Origin of the sequence: Brotaphodocola sp. (genome assembly GCF_050873365.1) — a bacterium.
Classification (GTDB): Bacteria; Bacillota; Clostridia; order Lachnospirales; family Lachnospiraceae; genus Brotaphodocola.
Genome location: NZ_JBNMIQ010000022.1, coordinates 34,014 through 53,185 on the forward strand (window position 1 = coordinate 34,014; position 19,172 = coordinate 53,185).

A 19,172-nucleotide genomic window follows, 5' to 3' on the forward strand; every position below is an offset into this window, starting at 1 on the left:
ATTTTTGATGCGTCTTATGATTCTTGTTTTGAAGTATTGACAAATATGATATAATTAATCAGATTCAACGCAGTCAGATCCCATATTTTCCCTGACTTGTCTTTCACGGAAACGAAATCGAAGAAATTAGGAAGACACAATTGGAAGAAAACGATGGGGAATCGGGATCGGAGTGAGTATGAGTATATTTCCAGGAGGAAAAGAGAGATGAATAAGAAAAAAATCGCAGTTCTGTTTGGAGGACAGTCTTCTGAGCATGAGGTATCCTGCATGTCCGCAGGAAATGTGATTGAACTGATAGATCAGACCAAGTATGACCTGATTCTGATTGGTATTACCGAAGAGGGACATTGGGTGAAGACGGATTCTGTTGAGGAGATTCGTTCCGGCGCATGGAGAGATGGCAAGGTAAGTGCGTTCCTGCTTCCGGATGCGACGAAGCAGTGCGTTCTGTTCCAGGAGGGTGACAAGACTTGGGAAGAGCATATCGATGTGGCATTCCCGGTTCTGCACGGTCTCTACGGCGAGGATGGAACGGTTCAGGGTCTGTTTGAGCTTGCAAAGATTCCGTATGTGGGATGTGGCGTTCTGGCATCAGCCGTTTCGATGGATAAATTGTATACAAAGATCATCGTTGACGATCTCGGCATCCGTCAGGCAGCTTACATTCCGGTAATGCGCTGGAAGATGGAGAAGGATCTCGACAGTGTTGTGCGCCGTGTGGAAGATCGTTTTGCTTATCCGGTATTTATCAAGCCGTCAAATGCTGGCTCTTCAAAGGGCGTTTCCAAGGCAGAAAACCGTGAGGAGCTGATCGCAGGACTGAAAGAGGCAAGTCATCACGACCGCAAGATCCTTGTTGAGGAGACGATTGTTGGACGTGAGATCGAGTGTGCTGTTCTCGGTGGAGGCACGAAGCCGGTGAAGTCTTCCGTAGTCGGTGAGGTTCTGGCAGCGGCAGATTTCTATGATTTCGATGCAAAGTACTACAACCAGGAGTCGAGAACCGTTATAGGTCCGGAGCTTCCGGGGGATGCGAGTGCTCGCGTCAAGGCTTCCGCAGAGAAGATCTTCAACGCTGTGGACGGTTACGGTCTTGCGCGCGTAGACTTCTTTGTGACCGCAGACGGCGAGGTGATCTTCAATGAGATCAATACCCTTCCGGGCTTTACGGCGATCAGCATGTATCCGATGCTCTGGGAGGCAGCTGGCATTCCGAAGACAGAGCTGATTGAGCGACTGATTCAGCTGGCATTTGAGCGATAAGTGACGGTGGTGGAAGCTATGGGAGCAGAGGAAAAGAAGATTTTGAGCGATCTTGAGCAGATTGGAATTGAGCGAAATGCGCCGGTTGGCGTCTTCGATTCCGGAATCGGCGGTCTCACGGTTGTGAGGGAGATCATGCGACAGATCCCGGAGGAGCGCATTGTCTATTTCGGAGATACGGCACGCGTTCCGTATGGAAGCAAGTCTCAGGACACGATTGTCCGTTATTCCCGTCAGATCATTCGTTTTCTCCGGACAAAGGGAGTCAAGGCGATCGTGATTGCCTGCAACACGGCGAGTGCGTATGCGCTTGAGACCGTGGCGAAAGAATCAGATATCCCGATCATCGGCGTGGTCAATGCAGGTGCGCGGGCAGCAGTTTCTGCGACGCGCAATGGAAAGATCGGTGTGATCGGAACCGAGGCAACCGTCAGAAGCGGAGTCTACACGAAGGTGATGCAGGAGATGAGACCGGACATTGAGGTGACCGGAAAGGCCTGCCCGCTTTTTGTTCCGCTCGTCGAGGAGGGACTCTGGCACGATTCCGTGACCGATGAGATGGCATCCCGCTATCTGACACCGCTCAAGGGTCGTTACATCGACACGCTTGTGATGGGTTGTACGCATTATCCGCTTTTGCGTTCGACGCTCCGCCGTCTGCTCGGCGATGAGGTGACTCTCGTCAATCCCGCCTATGAGACGGCGATTGAGTTGAAGGAACTTCTGAAGGCGCATGGACTGAACCGGAATCCGGAAGATCCGCTTGAAGGGGAAAAGTATCAGTTCTATGTCAGCGACCTTGCGGAGAAATTTACGGATTTTGCGACCTCGATTCTTCCGGATGAGGTGAAAGAGACGCAAAAGATCAACATCGAGGAGTATTAGGACGGAGGAATTATGACAAGAGATGTTCTGGTGCGGATCAGCGGACTTCAGCTGATCGATGGAGAGCATGATGACGTGGAAGTCATCACATCAGGAGATTATTTCTGGAAAAACGGCAAACATTATATCCTTTATGATGAGGTGATTGACGGGATTGAGGAGAGCATCCGAAACACAATCAAGATCTCGGAAAACCGCATGGAGGTAAAGAAGACCGGTGCGGCGACGGCAGTTCTCTCGTTCGCGGAGGGTGAGAGAAGCACGACGAGCTATGCGACTCCGATGGGAGAGATGCTTGTTCAGCTGACGACAAATAAGATTGAGCAGGAATGGGAAGAGGAGCACCTCCATGTGGCGATCGACTATTCTCTGGATATCAATTATGAGCATGTCTCAGACTGCCAGATCACGGTCGATGTCTGCCCGCGTGTCGGCGCAGATTTGCAGTTGATGGAAGAGTGATTATTGACAAATAAAAAAAATATTGCTATGATTACGCTCAGAAGCGAAGATGCCTTGAGGAGGGCAACTTCGCTTTTTTTATACTTTTATACCTATGAAACGCCAGTGACCGGTTAGGTTCATGGATGCGTTTCAAAGAAAAATCTATTGTAAAAAATCAAGGTACAGGAGGTAGTTGAGTATGGATGCTATGAAGATTGCAAATGGAATTCCGATGTGGATTGCATGTGGAATTCCGGTCGTACTGGTGCTTGCGCAGGCGGTTATCTTTGCGAGAAGTGCGTGGAAAGCAGGAGAGAAGATTGGGTTGACGGACCAGCAGATGAAGCACGCTGTCAGGAGCAGTGCGACGACATCGATTGGTCCGTCAATTGTTATTTTGAGCGGAATGCTTTCTCTTCTGATTACAGTCGGAGCGCCGATGGCGTGGATGAGACTCTCCCTGATCGGTTCGGTTATGTTTGAGTCGATCGCAGCGGGATTTGGAACTTCCTCTGTTGGCGTTCAGCTCGGTGCTGACCCGATGACTCCGCTTGCACTCGATATGGCAGTGTGGACGATGGTGCTCGGCTCAATCGGCTGGATTATCTTTGCAACGATTTCCGCAAACCGCATGGACAAGGTACAGCACAAGATTTCAGGCGGTGATCCGGCAAAGCTGATGGCGATCTCCACAGCGGCAATCATCGGTGCATTCAGCTCGATGTCCGCTTCTCACCTGATCAAATTGAATAAATATTCGATTGCCTGTGTGCTCGGAGCTGTTTTCATGGCAGTTCTTCTGAAATTATCAGAGAAAGAAAACATGAGATGGCTCAAGGAATGGAATCTGACGATTGCGATTCTGTCTGCGATGATCATCACCGCACTGCTTCCGTAACCAGTTTTTAGATGATTCGCAAAAAAATGCGTGTATATGCGTTATGGGTTGGCTGTGGTGTTTGATGGATTTAGGAATTTCAAATCTATGTGAATTTGATGGAGGAATGGACAATGGGAAAAAATGATTTTTATGAGAATGAATATATGCCAAAGATGCACAGAATCGGAAAAGTCACCGGATTTCTCGGTGTCGTCTGCTCGTTTCTTCCGGCAGTGATGCTTGCGGTGGTATACGGACTGCTTCCAGATCCGGCAGCGCTTCTGACCGCATTCATCGCAGCGGCGAGTGCATTTGGATTTCTGTGGATTGTGGAGCCGATCTCCTACTTTACGGTGCTCGGTCCGATCGGAACTTACATGGCATTCCTGTCCGGAAACATCTCGAACATGAGAGTTCCGTGTGCGAGCATGGCACAGATTGCTTCGGGTGTAGAACCGGGAACGGAGAAGGGATCTGTGATCTCGATTCTCGGTATGGCAACCTCGATCATCATCAACGTCTCCGTCCTCACGATCGGTGTCATTCTTGGAAGCTCGGTTCTTGCTAAAATGCCGGCAGGAGTCATCGAGGCACTGAACTATCTGCTTCCGGCTCTTTTCGGAGCCCTTCTGATGCAGTTTGGAATCCGCAAAGCCGGATTTGCAAGCGGAATCCTGATTTTCTCGATTCTGATCTATGTGGCAATCAAGGCAGGAATCTTTGCATGGCTTCCGGGTGCAGCAAATTATCTCGGAACGCTGGCGAGCGTCTTTGTCGCAATCGGTGTGACACTTGCAACTTACAAGAAGCAGGCAGATCATTAACCTAGAATATGAATCATTGAAATCTTAGGCTAGATGAGCGATAATGAGAAACAAAGATCATTGTCAATTTGAAAGAAAACTGAGAGTGGTTAGAAAATTGAAAAGGAGCGAGGTAAGATGAGCAAGAAAGAAATGCTGGATCAGATGAAAGATCTCGAGGCGATGTGCACAAACGTTTGCACGGATCTCTGGAATCACCCGGAAACGGGCGGAAATGAGAAGCGCTCGGCAGACCTGATGCGGGAGCTTCTGACGAAAGAGGGCTTTACAATCACGAACAATGAACATCTTCCGCATGCATTTTGTGCGGAGTATGGGAGTGGAAGCCCGGTGATCGCAGTGCTCGGTGAGTACGATGCACTTCCGGGACTTTCCCAGAAATGTCAGATCACGAAGGAACCGATGACGGCAGGTGCGCCGGGACATGGCTGTGGTCACAATCTTCTCGGCGCAGGTGCTGTGACCGGAGCGATTGCGATTCGCCGTTTCCTTGAGAAAGAGAAAATTCCGGGAACAATCCGTTTCTATGGCTGTCCGGAGGAAGAGCTTCTCAGCGGAAAAGTAAAGATGGCATACTATCACATGTTTGACGGCTGTGACATGGCTCTCAGCTGGCACCCGATGTCCTCGAACATGGTCTGTGATGAGGGCTATCTTGCAAGTGCATCTGTAAAATACAAATTTAAGGGACGTACCTCCCATGCGGCGTTTGCACCGGAGCGCGGAAGAAGTGCCCTCGATGCAGTAGAGCTGACGAGCGTCGGCGCAAACTACTTGAGAGAGCATGTGATGGACAAGGCGAGAATCCATTACACGACGGACAGTGGCGGTTTTGCCCCGAACATCGTGCCGGATAAGGCAAGCGCATGGTATTTCACAAGAGCTCCGCACATCTCTGATGTAAAAGAAATTCTCAGACGTCTCGGTCTCGTCGCACAGGGCGCGGCAATGATGACGGAGACAGAGGTTGATATCAAGATTGAGTATGGTTGCTGTGATATGCTCGGTGAGAAATCGTTTGAGGATCTGACCTGGGAGAACATGAACGAGATCGAGCCTCCTGTATACACTGAGGAGGAGCTTGCATTTGCAAAGAGTCTTCAGGATACCGTAGACCCGGCAATCAAGGCACACGACCAGAAAGTCTACGAGGCAAAAGAGAAAGTCCTCTCCGAGGGCATTGTATCAAGAGATGCGTGGGAGAAAGCACCGCTCACAGCTTCCTCCGACACCGGAGATGTCAGCCAGATCATGCCGATGAACTTCTTTACGACCGCATGCTGGCCGGTCGGCGTCGGACCGCACACCTGGCAGAGTTGTGCTTCCGCCGGAAGCACGATCGGACAGAAGGGCGCATTTTATGCGGCGAAAGTCTTTGCAGGCACAGCCTACGACCTCTTCACCAAGCCGGAGCTTCGCGCAAAGATCCGCGAGGAATTCGATTCCCAGGACCGCGAGCCATACGAGCCGATGTATGAGGAGTAATGATACATAACAGTAAATGCTTTTGTTAAACCATGAAAATGAAGTTGATCTGTAAGTGTAATTTTTTATAGTGCTTTTTACTTTTGCATGGATGTATCTTGAAGCGCTCCGAAGCGGGAAAGATCAGGCAAACCCGTGTGAGACGTCGGTGTTTAGATCGCGTATTTTGCGATCTTATGCACCGTTACGTCGAACCCGGAGCGAGAGCGCGTTTGCATGACTTTACCCGCATGAGGAGCGCAAGAAAAGTGTAAGAGAAGTGTAGAAAGAATGTAGAAAGAGCATAGAAAGCACATGATGTGCGCTGTCGGATGTTGCAAGATAATTACATCATTACATCATGAAGAGCAAAGGAAAAGAAAGCTCATAGAACTGCAATAGAACTGAAAAAACTCCCGACCAATTCGGCATCCAGCCAAATCGATCGGGAGTCTTGTTTCTGTCCTGAAATGATTATTTCTCGTTCTTGTCTTTTTTGAAACGTGCGAAGAAGCCTTTCTTCTTCTGCGGTTTCGGGAGCACGCCACCGCGAACGCTCTTGATCTCGGAAATATAGATTCCGCTGATCACAACCTTTGCTTCCACCTTAACCGGAAGAATCTCGAATACCCGCTCATCTGCGATCATCGTCATCATACGCGGTCCGATCTTAGCCTTTACAACCGGCAGTTTTGCCCAGCGCATATAGGAAGGAGTCTGCTCAAGAACCTGTTTCGGAAGACCAGCTTCCACAGCATCCTTGATTTTCATTTTCTTCTTATCAACAATCAGCATCGACACGGTCTGTTTTGCAGCTTCCAGCATCTGCTGCTGTTCTACCTGTTTCTTTTCCAGCTTCCGGCCAAAGAAATACAGCACACCGAGAGCGATGGCCATGATGACCAGAATCACCAGTAACACATTGAATACAATCGACCACATGGGGGCTACCTCCAGTAAATTCTTTCTGTATTAGGACAGACTTGTTCCATTAGTATATCATTTTTGCAAATAAAATGCAAGATTTCCTGAAATTTTTGTGCATAAAAAACTTGACACCTTGACATGGCTATGATATTATGGAGTGTGCACTATTGTGGCATTATGGGCCTTTTGCGCCCTGAGAATGCTTTAGAATATCGATTAGAAAACAGGGGTGAAACGTCAATGGAGAAAAGCAGAATGCGTCCGGTCACATCCGGGAAAAGCGTTAGAATGAGCTTCTCAAGACAGAAAGAAGTTCTTGAGATGCCAAACCTGATTGAGATTCAAAAAGACTCCTATCAGTGGTTCCTCAATGAAGGCCTGAAAGAAGTATTTGAAGATATCTCCCCAATCTCCGACTTTGCAGGTCATTTGAGCCTGGAATTCGTAGATTTTACTTTATGTAAGGATGAGGTCAAGTACACCATAGAGGAGTGCAAGGAACGCGACGCTACTTACGCAGCACCGTTAAAGGTGAAAGTAAGACTCTACAATAAAGATAAAGAAGAGATCAATGAGCACGAGATTTTCATGGGCGATCTTCCGCTCATGACTGACACCGGATCTTTCGTCATCAACGGTGCAGAGCGTGTTATCGTCAGCCAGCTGGTGCGTTCCCCGGGCATCTATTATGGCATTGGACATGATAAGATCGGTAAGGAGCTGTACAGCTGTACGGTAATCCCGAACCGTGGAGCATGGCTGGAGTACGAGACTGATTCCAATGATATCTTCTATGTGCGCGTGGACCGTACCCGTAAGGTACCGGTGACCGTGCTGATCCGTGCGTTGGGCTACGGTACGAACGCAGAGATTCTCGAGCTGTTCGGCGATGAGCCTAAACTGCAGGCTAGCTTCGGCAAAGATACCTCCGAGAACTATCAGGATGGTCTGCTGGAACTCTACCGCAAGATCCGTCCGGGCGAGCCGTTATCCGTTGATAGTGCAGAAAGCCTGTTAAACAGCATGTTCTTTGACCCGCGCCGTTATGACCTGGCCAAAGTCGGCAGATATAAATTCAACAAGAAACTCCACTTCAAGAACCGCATCAAGGGTCAGAAGCTGGCAGAGGATGTTGTTGATATGACCACAGGTGAGGTACTGGCAGAGGCTGGCACCACCGTGGACAAGGAGCTGGCAGAGACCCTTCAGAACTCCGCAGTTCCGTTTGTTATGATCGAGGGTCTGGAGAGAAACTTCAAGGTTCTGTCCAACCAGATGGTAGATCTGGGTGCTTATGTAGACTTCGATCCGGCTGAAGTTGGTGTTACAGAATTAGTATATTACCCAGTATTAAAGACTATTCTGGAAGAAGCTGGGGATGATCAGGATGCACTCAAGGATCTGATCCATCGCAACATGAGCGAGCTGATCCCGAAGCACATCACGAAGGAAGACATCATCGCTTCGATCAACTACAACCTGCATCTTGAGGGTGGCATCGGTAATGCAGATGATATCGACCACCTGGGTAACCGTCGTATCCGTGCAGTCGGCGAGCTCTTACAGAACCAGTACCGCATCGGTCTGTCCCGTATGGAGCGTGTCGTTCGCGAGCGTATGACGACTCAGGATATGGACGGCATTACACCGCAGTCTCTGATCAACATCAAGCCGGTGACCGCAGCAGTTAAGGAGTTCTTCGGAAGTTCTCAGCTGTCTCAGTTCATGGATCAGAACAACCCGCTTTCCGAGCTGACTCATAAGCGTCGTCTCTCCGCACTGGGACCTGGCGGTCTGTCAAGAGACCGTGCCGGATTCGAGGTACGAGATGTACACTACACGCACTACGGTCGTATGTGCCCGATCGAGACTCCTGAGGGACCGAACATCGGTCTGATCAACTCTCTGGCAACCTACGCTCGTGTAAACCAGTACGGCTTCATCGAGGCTCCGTACAGAATCGTTGACAAGAACGATCCGAACGGACCGCGCGTAACCGACGAGGTTGTTTACCTGACCGCTGACGAGGAGGATAACTTCATCGTAGCACAGGCAAATACCCCTCTCGATGAGAATGGCTATTTTGTAAACAATAACGTTTCCGGTCGTTTCCGCGAGGAGACTTCCGAGTTCTTAAAGAAGAACGTAGACCTGATGGATGTATCCCCGAAGATGGTATTCTCCGTGGCAACTTCCATGATTCCGTTCCTTCAGAACGACGATGCAAACCGTGCTCTGATGGGATCGAACATGCAGCGTCAGGCCGTTCCGCTTCTGACCACCGAGGCTCCGGCTGTTGGTACCGGTATCGAGGCAAAGGCAGCAGTTGACTCCGGTGTCTGCGTTGTCGCAAAGCATGCCGGCGTGGTAGAGCGCTCTGCTTCCAATGAGATCATCATTCGCCGTGATGACAACGGCAACCGTGATGTATATCATCTGACGAAGTTCAAGAGAAGCAACCAGTCCAACTGCTACAACCAGAAGCCGATCGTATACAAGAACGATCACGTTGAGGTTGGCGAGGTCATCGCAGATGGTCCGTCCACAAAGAACGGTGAGATCGCACTTGGTAAGAACCCGCTGATCGGATTCATGACCTGGGAAGGTTACAACTACGAGGATGCAGTTCTTCTGTCTGAGCGTCTTGTTCAGGAGGATGTATACACTTCCGTTCATATCGAGGAGTACGAGGCAGAGGCTCGTGACACCAAGCTCGGACCGGAAGAGATCACCCGTGACGTTCCGGGTGTCGGCGACGACGCTCTGAAGGATCTGGATGAGCGTGGAATTATCCGTATCGGTGCAGAGGTTCGCGCCGGAGATATCCTGGTTGGTAAGGTTACCCCGAAGGGTGAGACTGAGCTGACTGCTGAGGAGCGCCTGCTCCGTGCAATCTTCGGTGAGAAGGCAAGAGAGGTTCGTGATACCTCCCTGAAAGTACCGCACGGTGCATATGGTATCATCGTAGACGCAAAGGTATTTACGAGAGAGAACGGCGACGAGCTGGCTCCTGGCGTAAACCAGACGGTTCGCATCTACATCGCTCAGAAGCGTAAGATTTCTGTCGGCGATAAGATGGCAGGACGTCATGGTAACAAGGGTGTCGTTTCCCGCGTTCTTCCGGTAGAGGATATGCCGTTCCTGCCGAATGGTCGTCCGCTTGATATCGTACTGAATCCTCTGGGCGTGCCGTCTCGAATGAATATCGGACAGGTCCTGGAGATTCACTTAAGCCTTGCTGCTAAGGCACTCGGCTTCAACATTGCAACGCCGGTATTCGACGGTGCAAACGAGGTTGACATCATGGATACCCTTGATGTCGCAAATGATTACGTAAATTCCTCTTGGGAAGATTTCCAGGAGAAATATAAAGATACCCTGAAACCAGAAGTGATGGATTACCTCGGATCTCATCTGGAGCACAGAGAGCTCTGGAAGGGCGTTCCGCTCAGAAGAGATGGTAAGGTAAGACTGCGTGATGGACGTACCGGTGAGTACTTCGACAGCCCGGTAACAATCGGACACATGCATTACCTGAAACTGCATCACCTGGTTGACGATAAGATCCATGCGCGTTCCACTGGCCCATACTCTCTGGTTACTCAGCAGCCTCTGGGTGGTAAGGCACAGTTCGGTGGACAGCGTTTCGGAGAGATGGAGGTTTGGGCTCTTGAGGCATATGGTGCATCCTACACCCTTCAGGAGATCCTGACCGTGAAGTCCGATGATGTTGTAGGTCGTGTTAAGACTTACGAGGCAATCATCAAGGGCGAGAACATCCCTGAGCCGGGCGTTCCGGAGTCCTTCAAGGTACTGCTCAAAGAGCTGCAGTCCCTCGGACTGGATGTACGTGTACTGCGTGAGGACGGCAGTGAAGTTGAAATCGGCGAGAACATCGACTACGGTGATACCGATCTTCGTTCCGTTATCGAGGGAGATCATCGTTACAAGGACGATGAGGATTCCTATGGCAAATACGGTTACCAGAAGCAGGAGTTCAAGGGCGACGAACTGGTAAGTGTAGGTGGCGAGGATGCGAACGATGACGCGTATACCCATGATGACTACACAGATGGCGATGATTTTGACGATTCCACAGAATTAGAATAACAGAAGGGAGTATCGCTCATGCCTGAGACAAATGAAACAACTTATCAGCCGTTGACATTTGACGCTATCCAGATCGGTCTGGCTTCCCCGGAGAAGATCCTGGAGTGGTCCCACGGAGAGGTTAAGAAGCCTGAGACCATCAACTATCGTACTCTGAAGCCGGAGCGCGATGGTCTGTTCTGCGAGCGGATCTTTGGACCGACGAAGGACTGGGAATGTCACTGCGGAAAATATAAAAAAATTCGCTACAAAGGCGTTATCTGCGATCGATGTGGCGTAGAGGTTACCAAGTCCAGCGTGCGTAGAGAGCGCATTGGTCATATTCAGCTGGCTGCTCCTGTTTCCCATATCTGGTACTTTAAGGGAATCCCGAGCCGTATGGGTCTGATCCTGGATATCTCCCCGAGAATCCTGGAGAAGGTTCTGTACTTTGCATCCTACATTGTTCTGGATGCAAAGCAGACCGGCCTGCAGTATAAGCAGGTTCTGTCTGAGAAGGAGTACCGTGAGGAAGTAGAGAAGTGGGGCTACGGCAACTTCCGTGTAGGAATGGGTGCCGAGGCAATTCTCGAACTCCTGCGTGCAATCGATCTGGAGAAAGAGTCTGAGATGCTCCGCAGAGAGCTCAAGGATTCCAGCGGTCAGAAGCGTGCCCGCATCATCAAGCGCCTGGAGGTTGTGGAGGCATTCCGCACCTCTGGCAATAAGCCGGAGTGGATGGTTATGACTGTAATTCCGGTAATTCCGCCGGATATCCGTCCGATGGTACAGCTTGACGGTGGTCGTTTCGCAACCTCCGATCTGAATGATCTGTACCGCAGAATTATCAACAGAAACAACCGTCTGGCACGCCTGCTTGAGCTTGGCGCACCGGATATCATCGTCCGCAACGAGAAGCGTATGCTTCAGGAGGCAGTCGATGCCCTGATCGATAACGGCAGAAGAGGCCGTCCGGTAACTGGCCCGGGTAACCGTGCATTAAAGTCCCTTTCCGATATGCTGAAAGGTAAGCAGGGACGTTTCCGTCAGAACCTGCTTGGTAAGCGAGTTGACTACTCTGGACGTTCCGTTATCGTCGTAGGACCGGAGCTGAAGATCTTCCAGTGTGGTCTTCCGAAGGAGATGGCAATCGAGCTGTTCAAGCCGTTCGTTATGAAGGAGCTGGTTCAGAACGGAACCGCTCACAACATCAAGAGCGCAAAGAAGATGGTAGAGCGCCTTCAGCCGGAAGTTTGGGATGTCCTCGAGGATGTCATCAAAGAGCATCCGGTTATGTTGAACCGTGCACCTACCCTGCATCGTCTGGGTATCCAGGCATTCGAGCCGATCCTTGTAGAAGGTAAGGCAATCAAGCTCCATCCGCTTGTATGTACCGCGTTCAACGCAGACTTCGATGGAGACCAGATGGCAGTGCATCTGCCGTTGTCCGTAGAGGCACAGGCAGAGTGTCGTTTCCTGCTTCTGTCCCCGAACAACCTGCTGAAGCCGTCTGATGGTGGTCCGGTAGCCGTTCCGTCTCAGGATATGGTCCTTGGTATCTACTATCTGACTCAGGAGCGTCCGGGTGCAAAGGGCGAGGGCAAGGTATTCAAGAGTGTCAACGAGGCAATTCTTGCATACGAGAACGGTGTTGAGACTCTGCACTCCAGAGTAAAAGTCCGCATCAGCCGTAAGATGCCGGATGGCACCGTAAAGACCGGCGTGGTAGAGTCCACCGTAGGTCGTTTTATCTTCAACGAGATCATTCCGCAGGATCTTGGATTCGTGGATCGTTCGATTGAAGGAAACGAGCTCGTTCTGGAAGTTGATTTCCACGTAGGTAAGAAGCAGTTAAAGCAGATCCTGGAGAAGGTTATCAATGTTCATGGTGCAACCCAGACCGCAGTAACTCTGGATGACATCAAGGCAATCGGTTACAAGTACTCCACCAAGGCTGCTATGACCGTATCCATTTCCGATATGACTGTGCCGGCTTCCAAGCCGAAGCTGATTGCTGATGCACAGGCAACGGTTGACCGTATTTCCAAGAACTTCCGCCGTGGTCTTATCACTGAGGAAGAGCGTTACAAAGAGGTTATCGAGACCTGGAAGACCACCGATGATCAGCTGACCCATGACCTGTTAAGCGGTCTGGATAAGTACAACAACATCTACATGATGGCTGACTCCGGAGCTCGAGGATCTGATAAGCAGATCAAACAGCTGGCTGGTATGCGAGGCCTGATGGCAGATACAACCGGTCACACAATCGAACTTCCTATCAAGTCCAACTTCCGTGAGGGTCTTGACGTACTGGAGTACTTCATCTCTGCACACGGAGCTCGTAAGGGACTGTCCGATACGGCTCTTCGTACCGCTGACTCTGGTTACCTGACCAGACGTCTGGTAGATGTCTCCCAGGATCTGATTGTCCGTGAGGTTGACTGCTGTGAAGGCAAGGCAATCCCGTACATGGAGATCAAGGCATTTGCAGATGGCAAGGAGAGCATCGAGAGCCTTGAGGAGCGTATCACAGGTCGTTATATCGCTGAGACCATCGTAGATCCGGATTCCGGTGAGACCGTGATCGAGGCAAACCATATGTGCACCCCGAAGCGTGCGGCAGCCGTTATGAAGGTTCTGAACAAGCAGGGTCGTGACTCTGTGAAGATCCGTACCGTCCTGACCTGTAAGTCTCATGTCGGTGTATGTGCAAAGTGTTACGGTGCGAACATGGCAACCGGCCAGCCGGTACAGGTTGGTGAGGCTGTCGGTATCATCGCAGCACAGTCCATCGGTGAGCCGGGTACTCAGCTGACGATGCGTACCTTCCATACCGGCGGTGTAGCAGGTGGAGATATCACACAGGGTCTTCCTCGTGTCGAGGAGCTTTTCGAGGCTCGTAAGCCGAAGGGACTTGCAATCATCTCCGAGTTCGGCGGTGTTGTTACCCTGAAAGATACGAAGAAGAAGCGTGAGATCGTTGTAACCGATACCGAGACCGGCAATACCAAGACCTATCTGATTCCTTACGGTTCCAGAATCAAGGTTCAGGATGAGCAGGTAATTGAGGCTGGTGATGAGCTGACCGAAGGTAGCGTAAACCCGCATGATATTCTGAAGATTAAGGGCGTTCGTGCCGTACAGGATTACATGATCCAGGAAGTACAGCGTGTATACCGTCTTCAGGGTGTAGAAATCAACGATAAGCATATCGAGATGATCGTTCGTCAGATGTTGAAGAAGATCAGAATTGAGGAGAGCGGTGACAGCGATGTTCTGCCGGGCGTATCCATGGATGTTCTGGACTTCAACGAGATGAACGAGAAGCTGATCGAGGAGGGCAAGAAGCCGGCAGAGGGCAAGCAGGTTATGCTTGGTATCACGAAGGCATCTCTTGCAACCGATTCCTTCCTGTCCGCTGCATCCTTCCAGGAGACCACCAAGGTTCTGACTGAGGCTGCAATCAACGGAAAGGTTGACCATCTGATTGGTCTGAAGGAGAACGTTATCATCGGTAAGCTGATCCCGGCTGGTACCGGAATGAAGCATTATCGCGATGTCAAGCTGGATACTGAGCTTGAGATGGATGACGAGATCATGATGGACGAGGATGATGACGATACCGTAACTGCATCTGAGGATCATGATACCGAGGCTGTTGAGGTTCTTGGCATCAACGACAACGATGACAGCGATGATTTCGGTGAGGATGAGGACAACACTCCGGAAGAGTAAGCGATTGTTTTGCTTTCCGATGTTGAATCATGCATAGTTTTATATAGAATCATATAGCAAGAATACGGGTCCCCGGTACTGCCTTTTTGGACACAGTGCCGGGGACTTTTCGCATAGGAAAGATTTCTGTGTTCCTGAAAGATTTCTGTGTTCCGGAAAGACTTCTGGATTTCGGAAAGATTTTTGGACTTAGGAAAGATTTCTGGATTCAGAAAAGATTTCTGGATTCAGATTTAGAAAAGACTGTTCTCATATAGAAAAAACAAGAAGCGAATAACAAACATTACATATATTTGGCATCAAGGAGAGACAGAATGATAAAATTGATTCGATTCTTTGGGGGAAACAGATGAGTGAAAAGAGGAGAGACGGCGGATTCAGCGAGGAGGAGAGACGTCAGATTCAGGCGAGGAGAGAGCGCCTGAGACGTCAGAGGATTCGCCGTGCAAGACGAATTCGTGCCATGCTGGTGATGGCAGTGATCCTGTTTTGTCTGGCAATCGGCTCTGTCGTCATGGCAGTTGCCGGGCACTTTGGAAAAAAGGCGAGTTCTGATCAGGTTGTCTCGTCAGGCGAGGTAAATGCGAGCGAGTCGGATGCAGATTCCGTGAGTCTGGATGGAGCTGGTGGAGATGGGACGCAGGATGGTCAGAGCAGTGCAGAGGGACAGAACGAAGAGAGTGGAGACGGAGTCAGTGCAATCTATGGTGTTTCCGTCAACAACATCGGATGGAGCCGTTTCTTTGCGGACAATTCCTACTGCATGACGCCTTCTGACAAGTATGTGACCGCATTTCGTGCGACTTTAAATGGTCAGCCTTACGGAATGACCGGAACGGTGACCTACCGCGCAAACTTGAGCGGAACCGGATGGCTTGACTGGGTCGAGGATGGAAATGAGTCCGGAAAAGCGGACGGAAGCGAACCGCTCGAGGCGATCGCGATGAAGCTGACGGGTCAGCTTGCCGAGCAGTATGACATTCTTTACAGTGTTCTTCAGGATAACCAGTGGACCGACTGGATGAAAAATGGAGAAGAGGCAGGCGCATATGGCGTCGGTCTCCCGGTTCAGGGAATCCGAATCTCCGTTGCAAAGAAACTTGCCGACGGCAATTCGTATGCTGGCAACATCGATCCGACAAAGCCGATGATTGCCCTGACCTACGATGATGGACCTTCTTCCGAGTCCACAGCGCGGATTCTCGCAAAGCTGAAAGAGTGTGGAGGTCGGGCGACGTTCTTCATGGTCGGTCGTCAGGTCGCAAAAAATATGGATGTCGTCAAGCAGATGGTTGCCCAGGGATGCGAGGTCGGAAACCACACCTATGACCATGTCGCAATGACGAAGGAGGATCAGGCGGGACTTACGGCTCAGCTTGAGCAGAATAACCACCTGATCTCGGATGCCTGCGGAATCACTCCGGTGCTGATGCGTCCGGTCGGCGGAGCGAAGAGTGATGCCGGAATGGCGGCAGTCGGAGCGATCTCGATGCCGGCGATTCTCTGGAGCGTGGACACCCTCGACTGGAAGACGAGGGATGCACAGAGCACGATCCAGACGATTCTCGACAATGTGAAGGACGGAGATATTATCCTGATGCATGACCTTTACAGTGCGACCGCAGACGCGAGTGAGGTCGTGATTCCGGAGCTTGTGAACCGTGGATATCAGCTCGTGACGGTGAGTGAACTTGCATCTTACCGCGGTGGAATGATTCCGGGAAAATCGTACAGTCAGTTCAGACCAAAAAAATAGAGTAAAGGATACGGATATTTCCGCCAATTTTCGGTGAAATGGCGGGAATATCCTTTGTTTTTGAGGAAAAACAAGGCAGAAAATGGAAATCCTGAAAAGAACTTGAATTTTAAGATGTTTCATGCTATCTTAGGAATGTGGCAAAAACCGCCATATTTCGAGATTCTTTTCGGGACATCGTCACACGAAAAAAAGAGAGGAGGAGAGGGCGTGAATAGACTGCCGGTTATTGTAGATGTTCATGCACATATTCTTCCGGGAGTGGATGATGGTTCTGGATCTATGGAGGAGTCTTTAAAGATGTTGGAGATGGCTGCATCAGAGGGAATTGGTGCAGTGGTTGCAACTCCACATTATTCTCATCGGCGTGGAATCACAGGATATCAGGAATTGATTCAGGAACTGAGACAGCGGGTTCAGCAGAAGATGCCGGATTTTCAGCTTTATCTCGGACAGGAGACCTATTATAAGGAAGAACTGTTGAGTGATCTGGAAAATGGGCGTGCTCTGCCTTTGAATGGAAGCCGTTATGTTCTTGTGGAATTTGATCCGTCTGTGCCGTATCAGAATCTGTATCGCGGAATCCGTCAGCTTCTTTCTGCCGGTTATGTGCCGATTGTCGCGCACATGGAGCGATATCGTTGTCTGAGGGAGGAGAGAAATCTTCAGGATTTGAGACGAAGCGGATGTTTGCTTCAGATGAATTATGACAGTCTGAATGGAAGTATTTTTCAGGCGGAGACGAGATGGTGTCGAAACCAGATCAAGCGAGGCTATATTCATCTGATGGGAACAGATATGCATCGGATCGACTGGAGGGAGCCGAAGATTCAGGAGGCGCTCAAGTGGCTTCAGAATCATTTGGATGAGGAGACACTCCGAAGATTACTGCGGACGAATGCAGTAAAAGTGTTGAGAAATGAACCAATAGGGGAAATACAAAAACAGGGATGAAGAAAATGGAAAACCAGAATCAGATGAATAATGACAATGATGAGGTAGAGATTGACCTGCTTGAACTTCTTCTTGCGATGAAGAAAAAACTTTGGGCGATTATTCTGGCAGCAGTTGTCTGCGGTGGTATCGCCGGTATTTACAGTAAGCTGGTACTGACACCTCAGTATACTTCCACAGCGATGATGTACATCCTGTCGAAGGAGACGACGCTGACTTCACTTGCAGATCTTCAGATCGGAAGCCAGCTGACTGCGGATTACAAGGTAATCCTGAGTAGCCGTCCGGTGCTCACCAGTGTGATTTCTGAGAATCACCTGGATATGACCTATGAACAGCTGAGATCAAAGATTACGACGGACAACCCGTCTGACACCCGTATCCTGACCGTGACTGTGACCGATCCGGATCCGGTACTCGCAAAACAGCTTGCAGATTCGATTGCGTCCACCTCTTCTGAGTATATTGGTGACATTATGGAGATGGTTCCGCCGAAAATCATTGAGAAGGGAACGATTGCCGATCATCCGGCAAGCCCGAACAACAAGAAGAATGCAATGCTCGGCGCAATGGCAGGTATTGTGATCGCCTGTGGCGTGATTGTTCTGACCGTTCTGATGAATGACACGATCCGCAGTGAGGAGGATGTAGAGAAGTACCTTGGTCTGACCGTTCTCGCGTCGATTCCGGACTGGGAGAATGCAGGAAGCGGAAAGAAGTACGGATATTACGGAAAGTATGAGAGAGATGAGAATGGAGGAAAGAAGTGATGAGCGGACAGATCGTAGAGCTGGCAGGACAGCTTGCCGGTGAGAGCAGTTATGCATATCGCGAAGCTATTAAGACACTTCGTACCAACATTCAGTTCTGCGGAAGTAATGTGAGAAAGATCATGTTCACGAGTGCTCTTCCGGATGAGGGAAAGAGCCAGATCGCAGTGGTGACGGCAGTTTCTCTTGCACAGATTGGAAAGAAAGTTCTTCTTGTGGATGCGGATATCCGTAAGTCGGTACTCGCAAGCCGTCATCAGCTGAAGAAAGAGATTGGCGGTTTGTCTCAGTACCTCAGCGGACAGAAGAAACTTGAGGATGTGATCAATCGAACGGATGTCGAGAATTTTGATATTATTTTTGCAGGACCGTACTCCCCGAATCCGGCAGAGCTTCTTGAGGAGGATCTCTTCGGAGAGCTGATCAACTACGGTGCAGAACAGTATGATTATGTGATCATCGATACTCCGCCGATGGGAGCTGTCATCGATGGAGCGATTGTTGCAACAAAGTGTGACGGAGCTGTCATGGTCATCGAGAGCGGAAGCATCAGCTACCATCTGGAGCAGAAGGTAAAGGATCAGCTCGACAAGAGTGGATGCAGAATTCTCGGAGTCGTGCTCAACAAGGTGCGCCCGGATGAGGACCCGCATGGAAAATACTATGGCAAGTACGGAAAATACGGCAAGTATGGTCGTTATGGAAAGTACTATGGCAAGTATGGAAGATACGGCGAAGAGGATAACAGCCAGTCGGATGACGGAAAAGCAGGCAAGAAGGGAAAGACTGGAAAGTAAGCTGGGAGGCAGATCCAAGCGTATATGATGATTCATCGAGCTTTAGTCGGTGGAGTGTCAGTGCATGGATATACGGATGCAAACGGCTGAGAAAATCAAAAACCTTGTTGCCTGGTGAGTTAGAAAGGCAGAAGTGGGAATGAACCCTGCAAGGTTCTTTCCCATTTTCTTTGTTAGGTTCTATACTGAATGTTGGGGTGTGTTGAAAAACATACTTCCAATATTCTTTTTGTTGTAGTAAAATACATCTATAAGAAGCCTCCCAAATCATTTTACCGACCAAAGTTTAATGTTACGGAGGTGACCCCTTATAGATGTATCCTAATTATAGCAAAATTCTGCTCAATCTGAAAGATGTTTTTATTCGAAGATCGATCC

The 19,172-nt window shown here is 49.9% G+C and carries 13 protein-coding genes; 12 read left to right on the forward strand and 1 reads right to left on the reverse strand.

The genetic code is table 11. The features are described from left to right. The first annotated feature begins 207 nt into the window (after positions 1 to 207). The 6 genes from ACR0QT_RS10590 to ACR0QT_RS10615 all read left to right on the forward strand — a co-directional run bounded on the left by ACR0QT_RS10590 (position 208) and on the right by ACR0QT_RS10615 (position 5,784). Entirely contained in the window at positions 208 to 1,266 is a 1,059-nt protein-coding gene (locus ACR0QT_RS10590) for a D-alanine--D-alanine ligase family protein (RefSeq protein WP_432630753.1), read from the forward strand. Between the two features lie 18 nt (positions 1,267 to 1,284). Beyond that, the gene (gene murI, locus ACR0QT_RS10595) at positions 1,285 to 2,151 is read left to right on the forward strand and encodes a glutamate racemase (RefSeq protein WP_432630754.1); all 867 of its coding nucleotides are present in this window, start codon (positions 1,285 to 1,287) and stop codon (positions 2,149 to 2,151) included. A gap of 12 nt (positions 2,152 to 2,163) precedes the next feature. Continuing rightward, positions 2,164 to 2,613: a DUF1934 domain-containing protein gene (locus ACR0QT_RS10600; RefSeq protein ID WP_432630755.1), complete on the forward strand. Its 450-nt coding sequence runs from the start codon at positions 2,164 to 2,166 to the stop codon at positions 2,611 to 2,613. 181 nt (positions 2,614 to 2,794) lie between these two features. After that, on the forward strand, positions 2,795 to 3,493 hold the full coding sequence (locus ACR0QT_RS10605) for a DUF5058 family protein (protein WP_432630756.1): 699 nt from the start codon (positions 2,795 to 2,797) through the stop codon (positions 3,491 to 3,493). Positions 3,494 to 3,606: 113 nt separating this feature from the next. Continuing rightward, a complete protein-coding gene (locus tag ACR0QT_RS10610; protein WP_432630757.1) occupies positions 3,607 to 4,299 on the forward strand; it encodes a hypothetical protein in 693 nt (230 codons plus the stop codon). Positions 4,300 to 4,416: 117 nt separating this feature from the next. Further along, a complete protein-coding gene (locus ACR0QT_RS10615; protein WP_432630758.1) occupies positions 4,417 to 5,784 on the forward strand; it encodes an amidohydrolase in 1,368 nt (455 codons plus the stop codon). Between the two features lie 453 nt (positions 5,785 to 6,237). Here the strand turns inward: ACR0QT_RS10615 and ACR0QT_RS10620 are convergent, their stop codons facing one another. Beyond that, complete coding sequence (locus ACR0QT_RS10620; protein WP_177978027.1) at positions 6,238 to 6,705, reverse strand: hypothetical protein; 468 nt, start codon at positions 6,703 to 6,705, stop codon at positions 6,238 to 6,240. Positions 6,706 to 6,930: 225 nt separating this feature from the next. On the opposite strand from ACR0QT_RS10620, the gene ACR0QT_RS10625 reads away from it, so the two are divergent. From ACR0QT_RS10625 to ACR0QT_RS10650, 6 genes are all read left to right on the forward strand, one after another. After that, positions 6,931 to 10,800 carry a DNA-directed RNA polymerase subunit beta gene (locus tag ACR0QT_RS10625; RefSeq protein ID WP_432630759.1) on the forward strand — a complete coding sequence of 1,290 codons (3,870 nt, stop codon included), beginning with the start codon at positions 6,931 to 6,933 and terminating at the stop codon, positions 10,798 to 10,800. A gap of 18 nt (positions 10,801 to 10,818) precedes the next feature. Next, positions 10,819 to 14,517: a DNA-directed RNA polymerase subunit beta' gene (rpoC, locus tag ACR0QT_RS10630; protein WP_432630760.1), complete on the forward strand. Its 3,699-nt coding sequence runs from the start codon at positions 10,819 to 10,821 to the stop codon at positions 14,515 to 14,517. 349 nt (positions 14,518 to 14,866) lie between these two features. Beyond that, a complete protein-coding gene (locus tag ACR0QT_RS10635) occupies positions 14,867 to 16,273 on the forward strand; it encodes a polysaccharide deacetylase family protein (protein ID WP_432630761.1) in 1,407 nt (468 codons plus the stop codon). Positions 16,274 to 16,483: 210 nt separating this feature from the next. After that, positions 16,484 to 17,227, forward strand: a complete 744-nt coding sequence (locus ACR0QT_RS10640) for a CpsB/CapC family capsule biosynthesis tyrosine phosphatase (protein WP_432630762.1) — start codon at positions 16,484 to 16,486, stop codon at positions 17,225 to 17,227. 5 nt (positions 17,228 to 17,232) lie between these two features. After that, entirely contained in the window at positions 17,233 to 17,997 is a 765-nt protein-coding gene (locus ACR0QT_RS10645) for a YveK family protein (protein WP_432630764.1), read from the forward strand. Continuing rightward, positions 17,997 to 18,794 carry a CpsD/CapB family tyrosine-protein kinase gene (locus tag ACR0QT_RS10650; protein WP_432630763.1) on the forward strand — a complete coding sequence of 266 codons (798 nt, stop codon included), beginning with the start codon at positions 17,997 to 17,999 and terminating at the stop codon, positions 18,792 to 18,794. Before ACR0QT_RS10645 ends, ACR0QT_RS10650 begins: the two co-directional genes overlap by 1 nt. The last annotated feature ends 378 nt before the right edge of the window (positions 18,795 to 19,172 follow it).

Excerpts from the sequence above, each read along its gene's own strand:
- ACR0QT_RS10645 (WP_432630764.1), top strand. The coding sequence starts at position 17,233 with ATGGAAAACCAGAATCAGATGAATAATGACAATGATGAGGTAGAGATT.
- ACR0QT_RS10635 (WP_432630761.1), top strand. The coding sequence starts at position 14,867 with ATGAGTGAAAAGAGGAGAGACGGCGGATTCAGCGAGGAGGAGAGACGT.
- ACR0QT_RS10650 (WP_432630763.1), top strand. The coding sequence starts at position 17,997 with ATGAGCGGACAGATCGTAGAGCTGGCAGGACAGCTTGCCGGTGAGAGC.
- ACR0QT_RS10610 (WP_432630757.1), top strand. The coding sequence starts at position 3,607 with ATGGGAAAAAATGATTTTTATGAGAATGAATATATGCCAAAGATGCAC.
- rpoC (WP_432630760.1), top strand. The coding sequence starts at position 10,819 with ATGCCTGAGACAAATGAAACAACTTATCAGCCGTTGACATTTGACGCT.
- ACR0QT_RS10620 (WP_177978027.1), bottom strand. The coding sequence starts at position 6,705 with ATGTGGTCGATTGTATTCAATGTGTTACTGGTGATTCTGGTCATCATG.
- ACR0QT_RS10615 (WP_432630758.1), top strand. The coding sequence starts at position 4,417 with ATGAGCAAGAAAGAAATGCTGGATCAGATGAAAGATCTCGAGGCGATG.
- ACR0QT_RS10590 (WP_432630753.1), top strand. The coding sequence starts at position 208 with ATGAATAAGAAAAAAATCGCAGTTCTGTTTGGAGGACAGTCTTCTGAG.
- ACR0QT_RS10600 (WP_432630755.1), top strand. The coding sequence starts at position 2,164 with ATGACAAGAGATGTTCTGGTGCGGATCAGCGGACTTCAGCTGATCGAT.
- ACR0QT_RS10625 (WP_432630759.1), top strand. The coding sequence starts at position 6,931 with ATGGAGAAAAGCAGAATGCGTCCGGTCACATCCGGGAAAAGCGTTAGA.
- ACR0QT_RS10605 (WP_432630756.1), top strand. The coding sequence starts at position 2,795 with ATGGATGCTATGAAGATTGCAAATGGAATTCCGATGTGGATTGCATGT.
- murI (WP_432630754.1), top strand. The coding sequence starts at position 1,285 with ATGGGAGCAGAGGAAAAGAAGATTTTGAGCGATCTTGAGCAGATTGGA.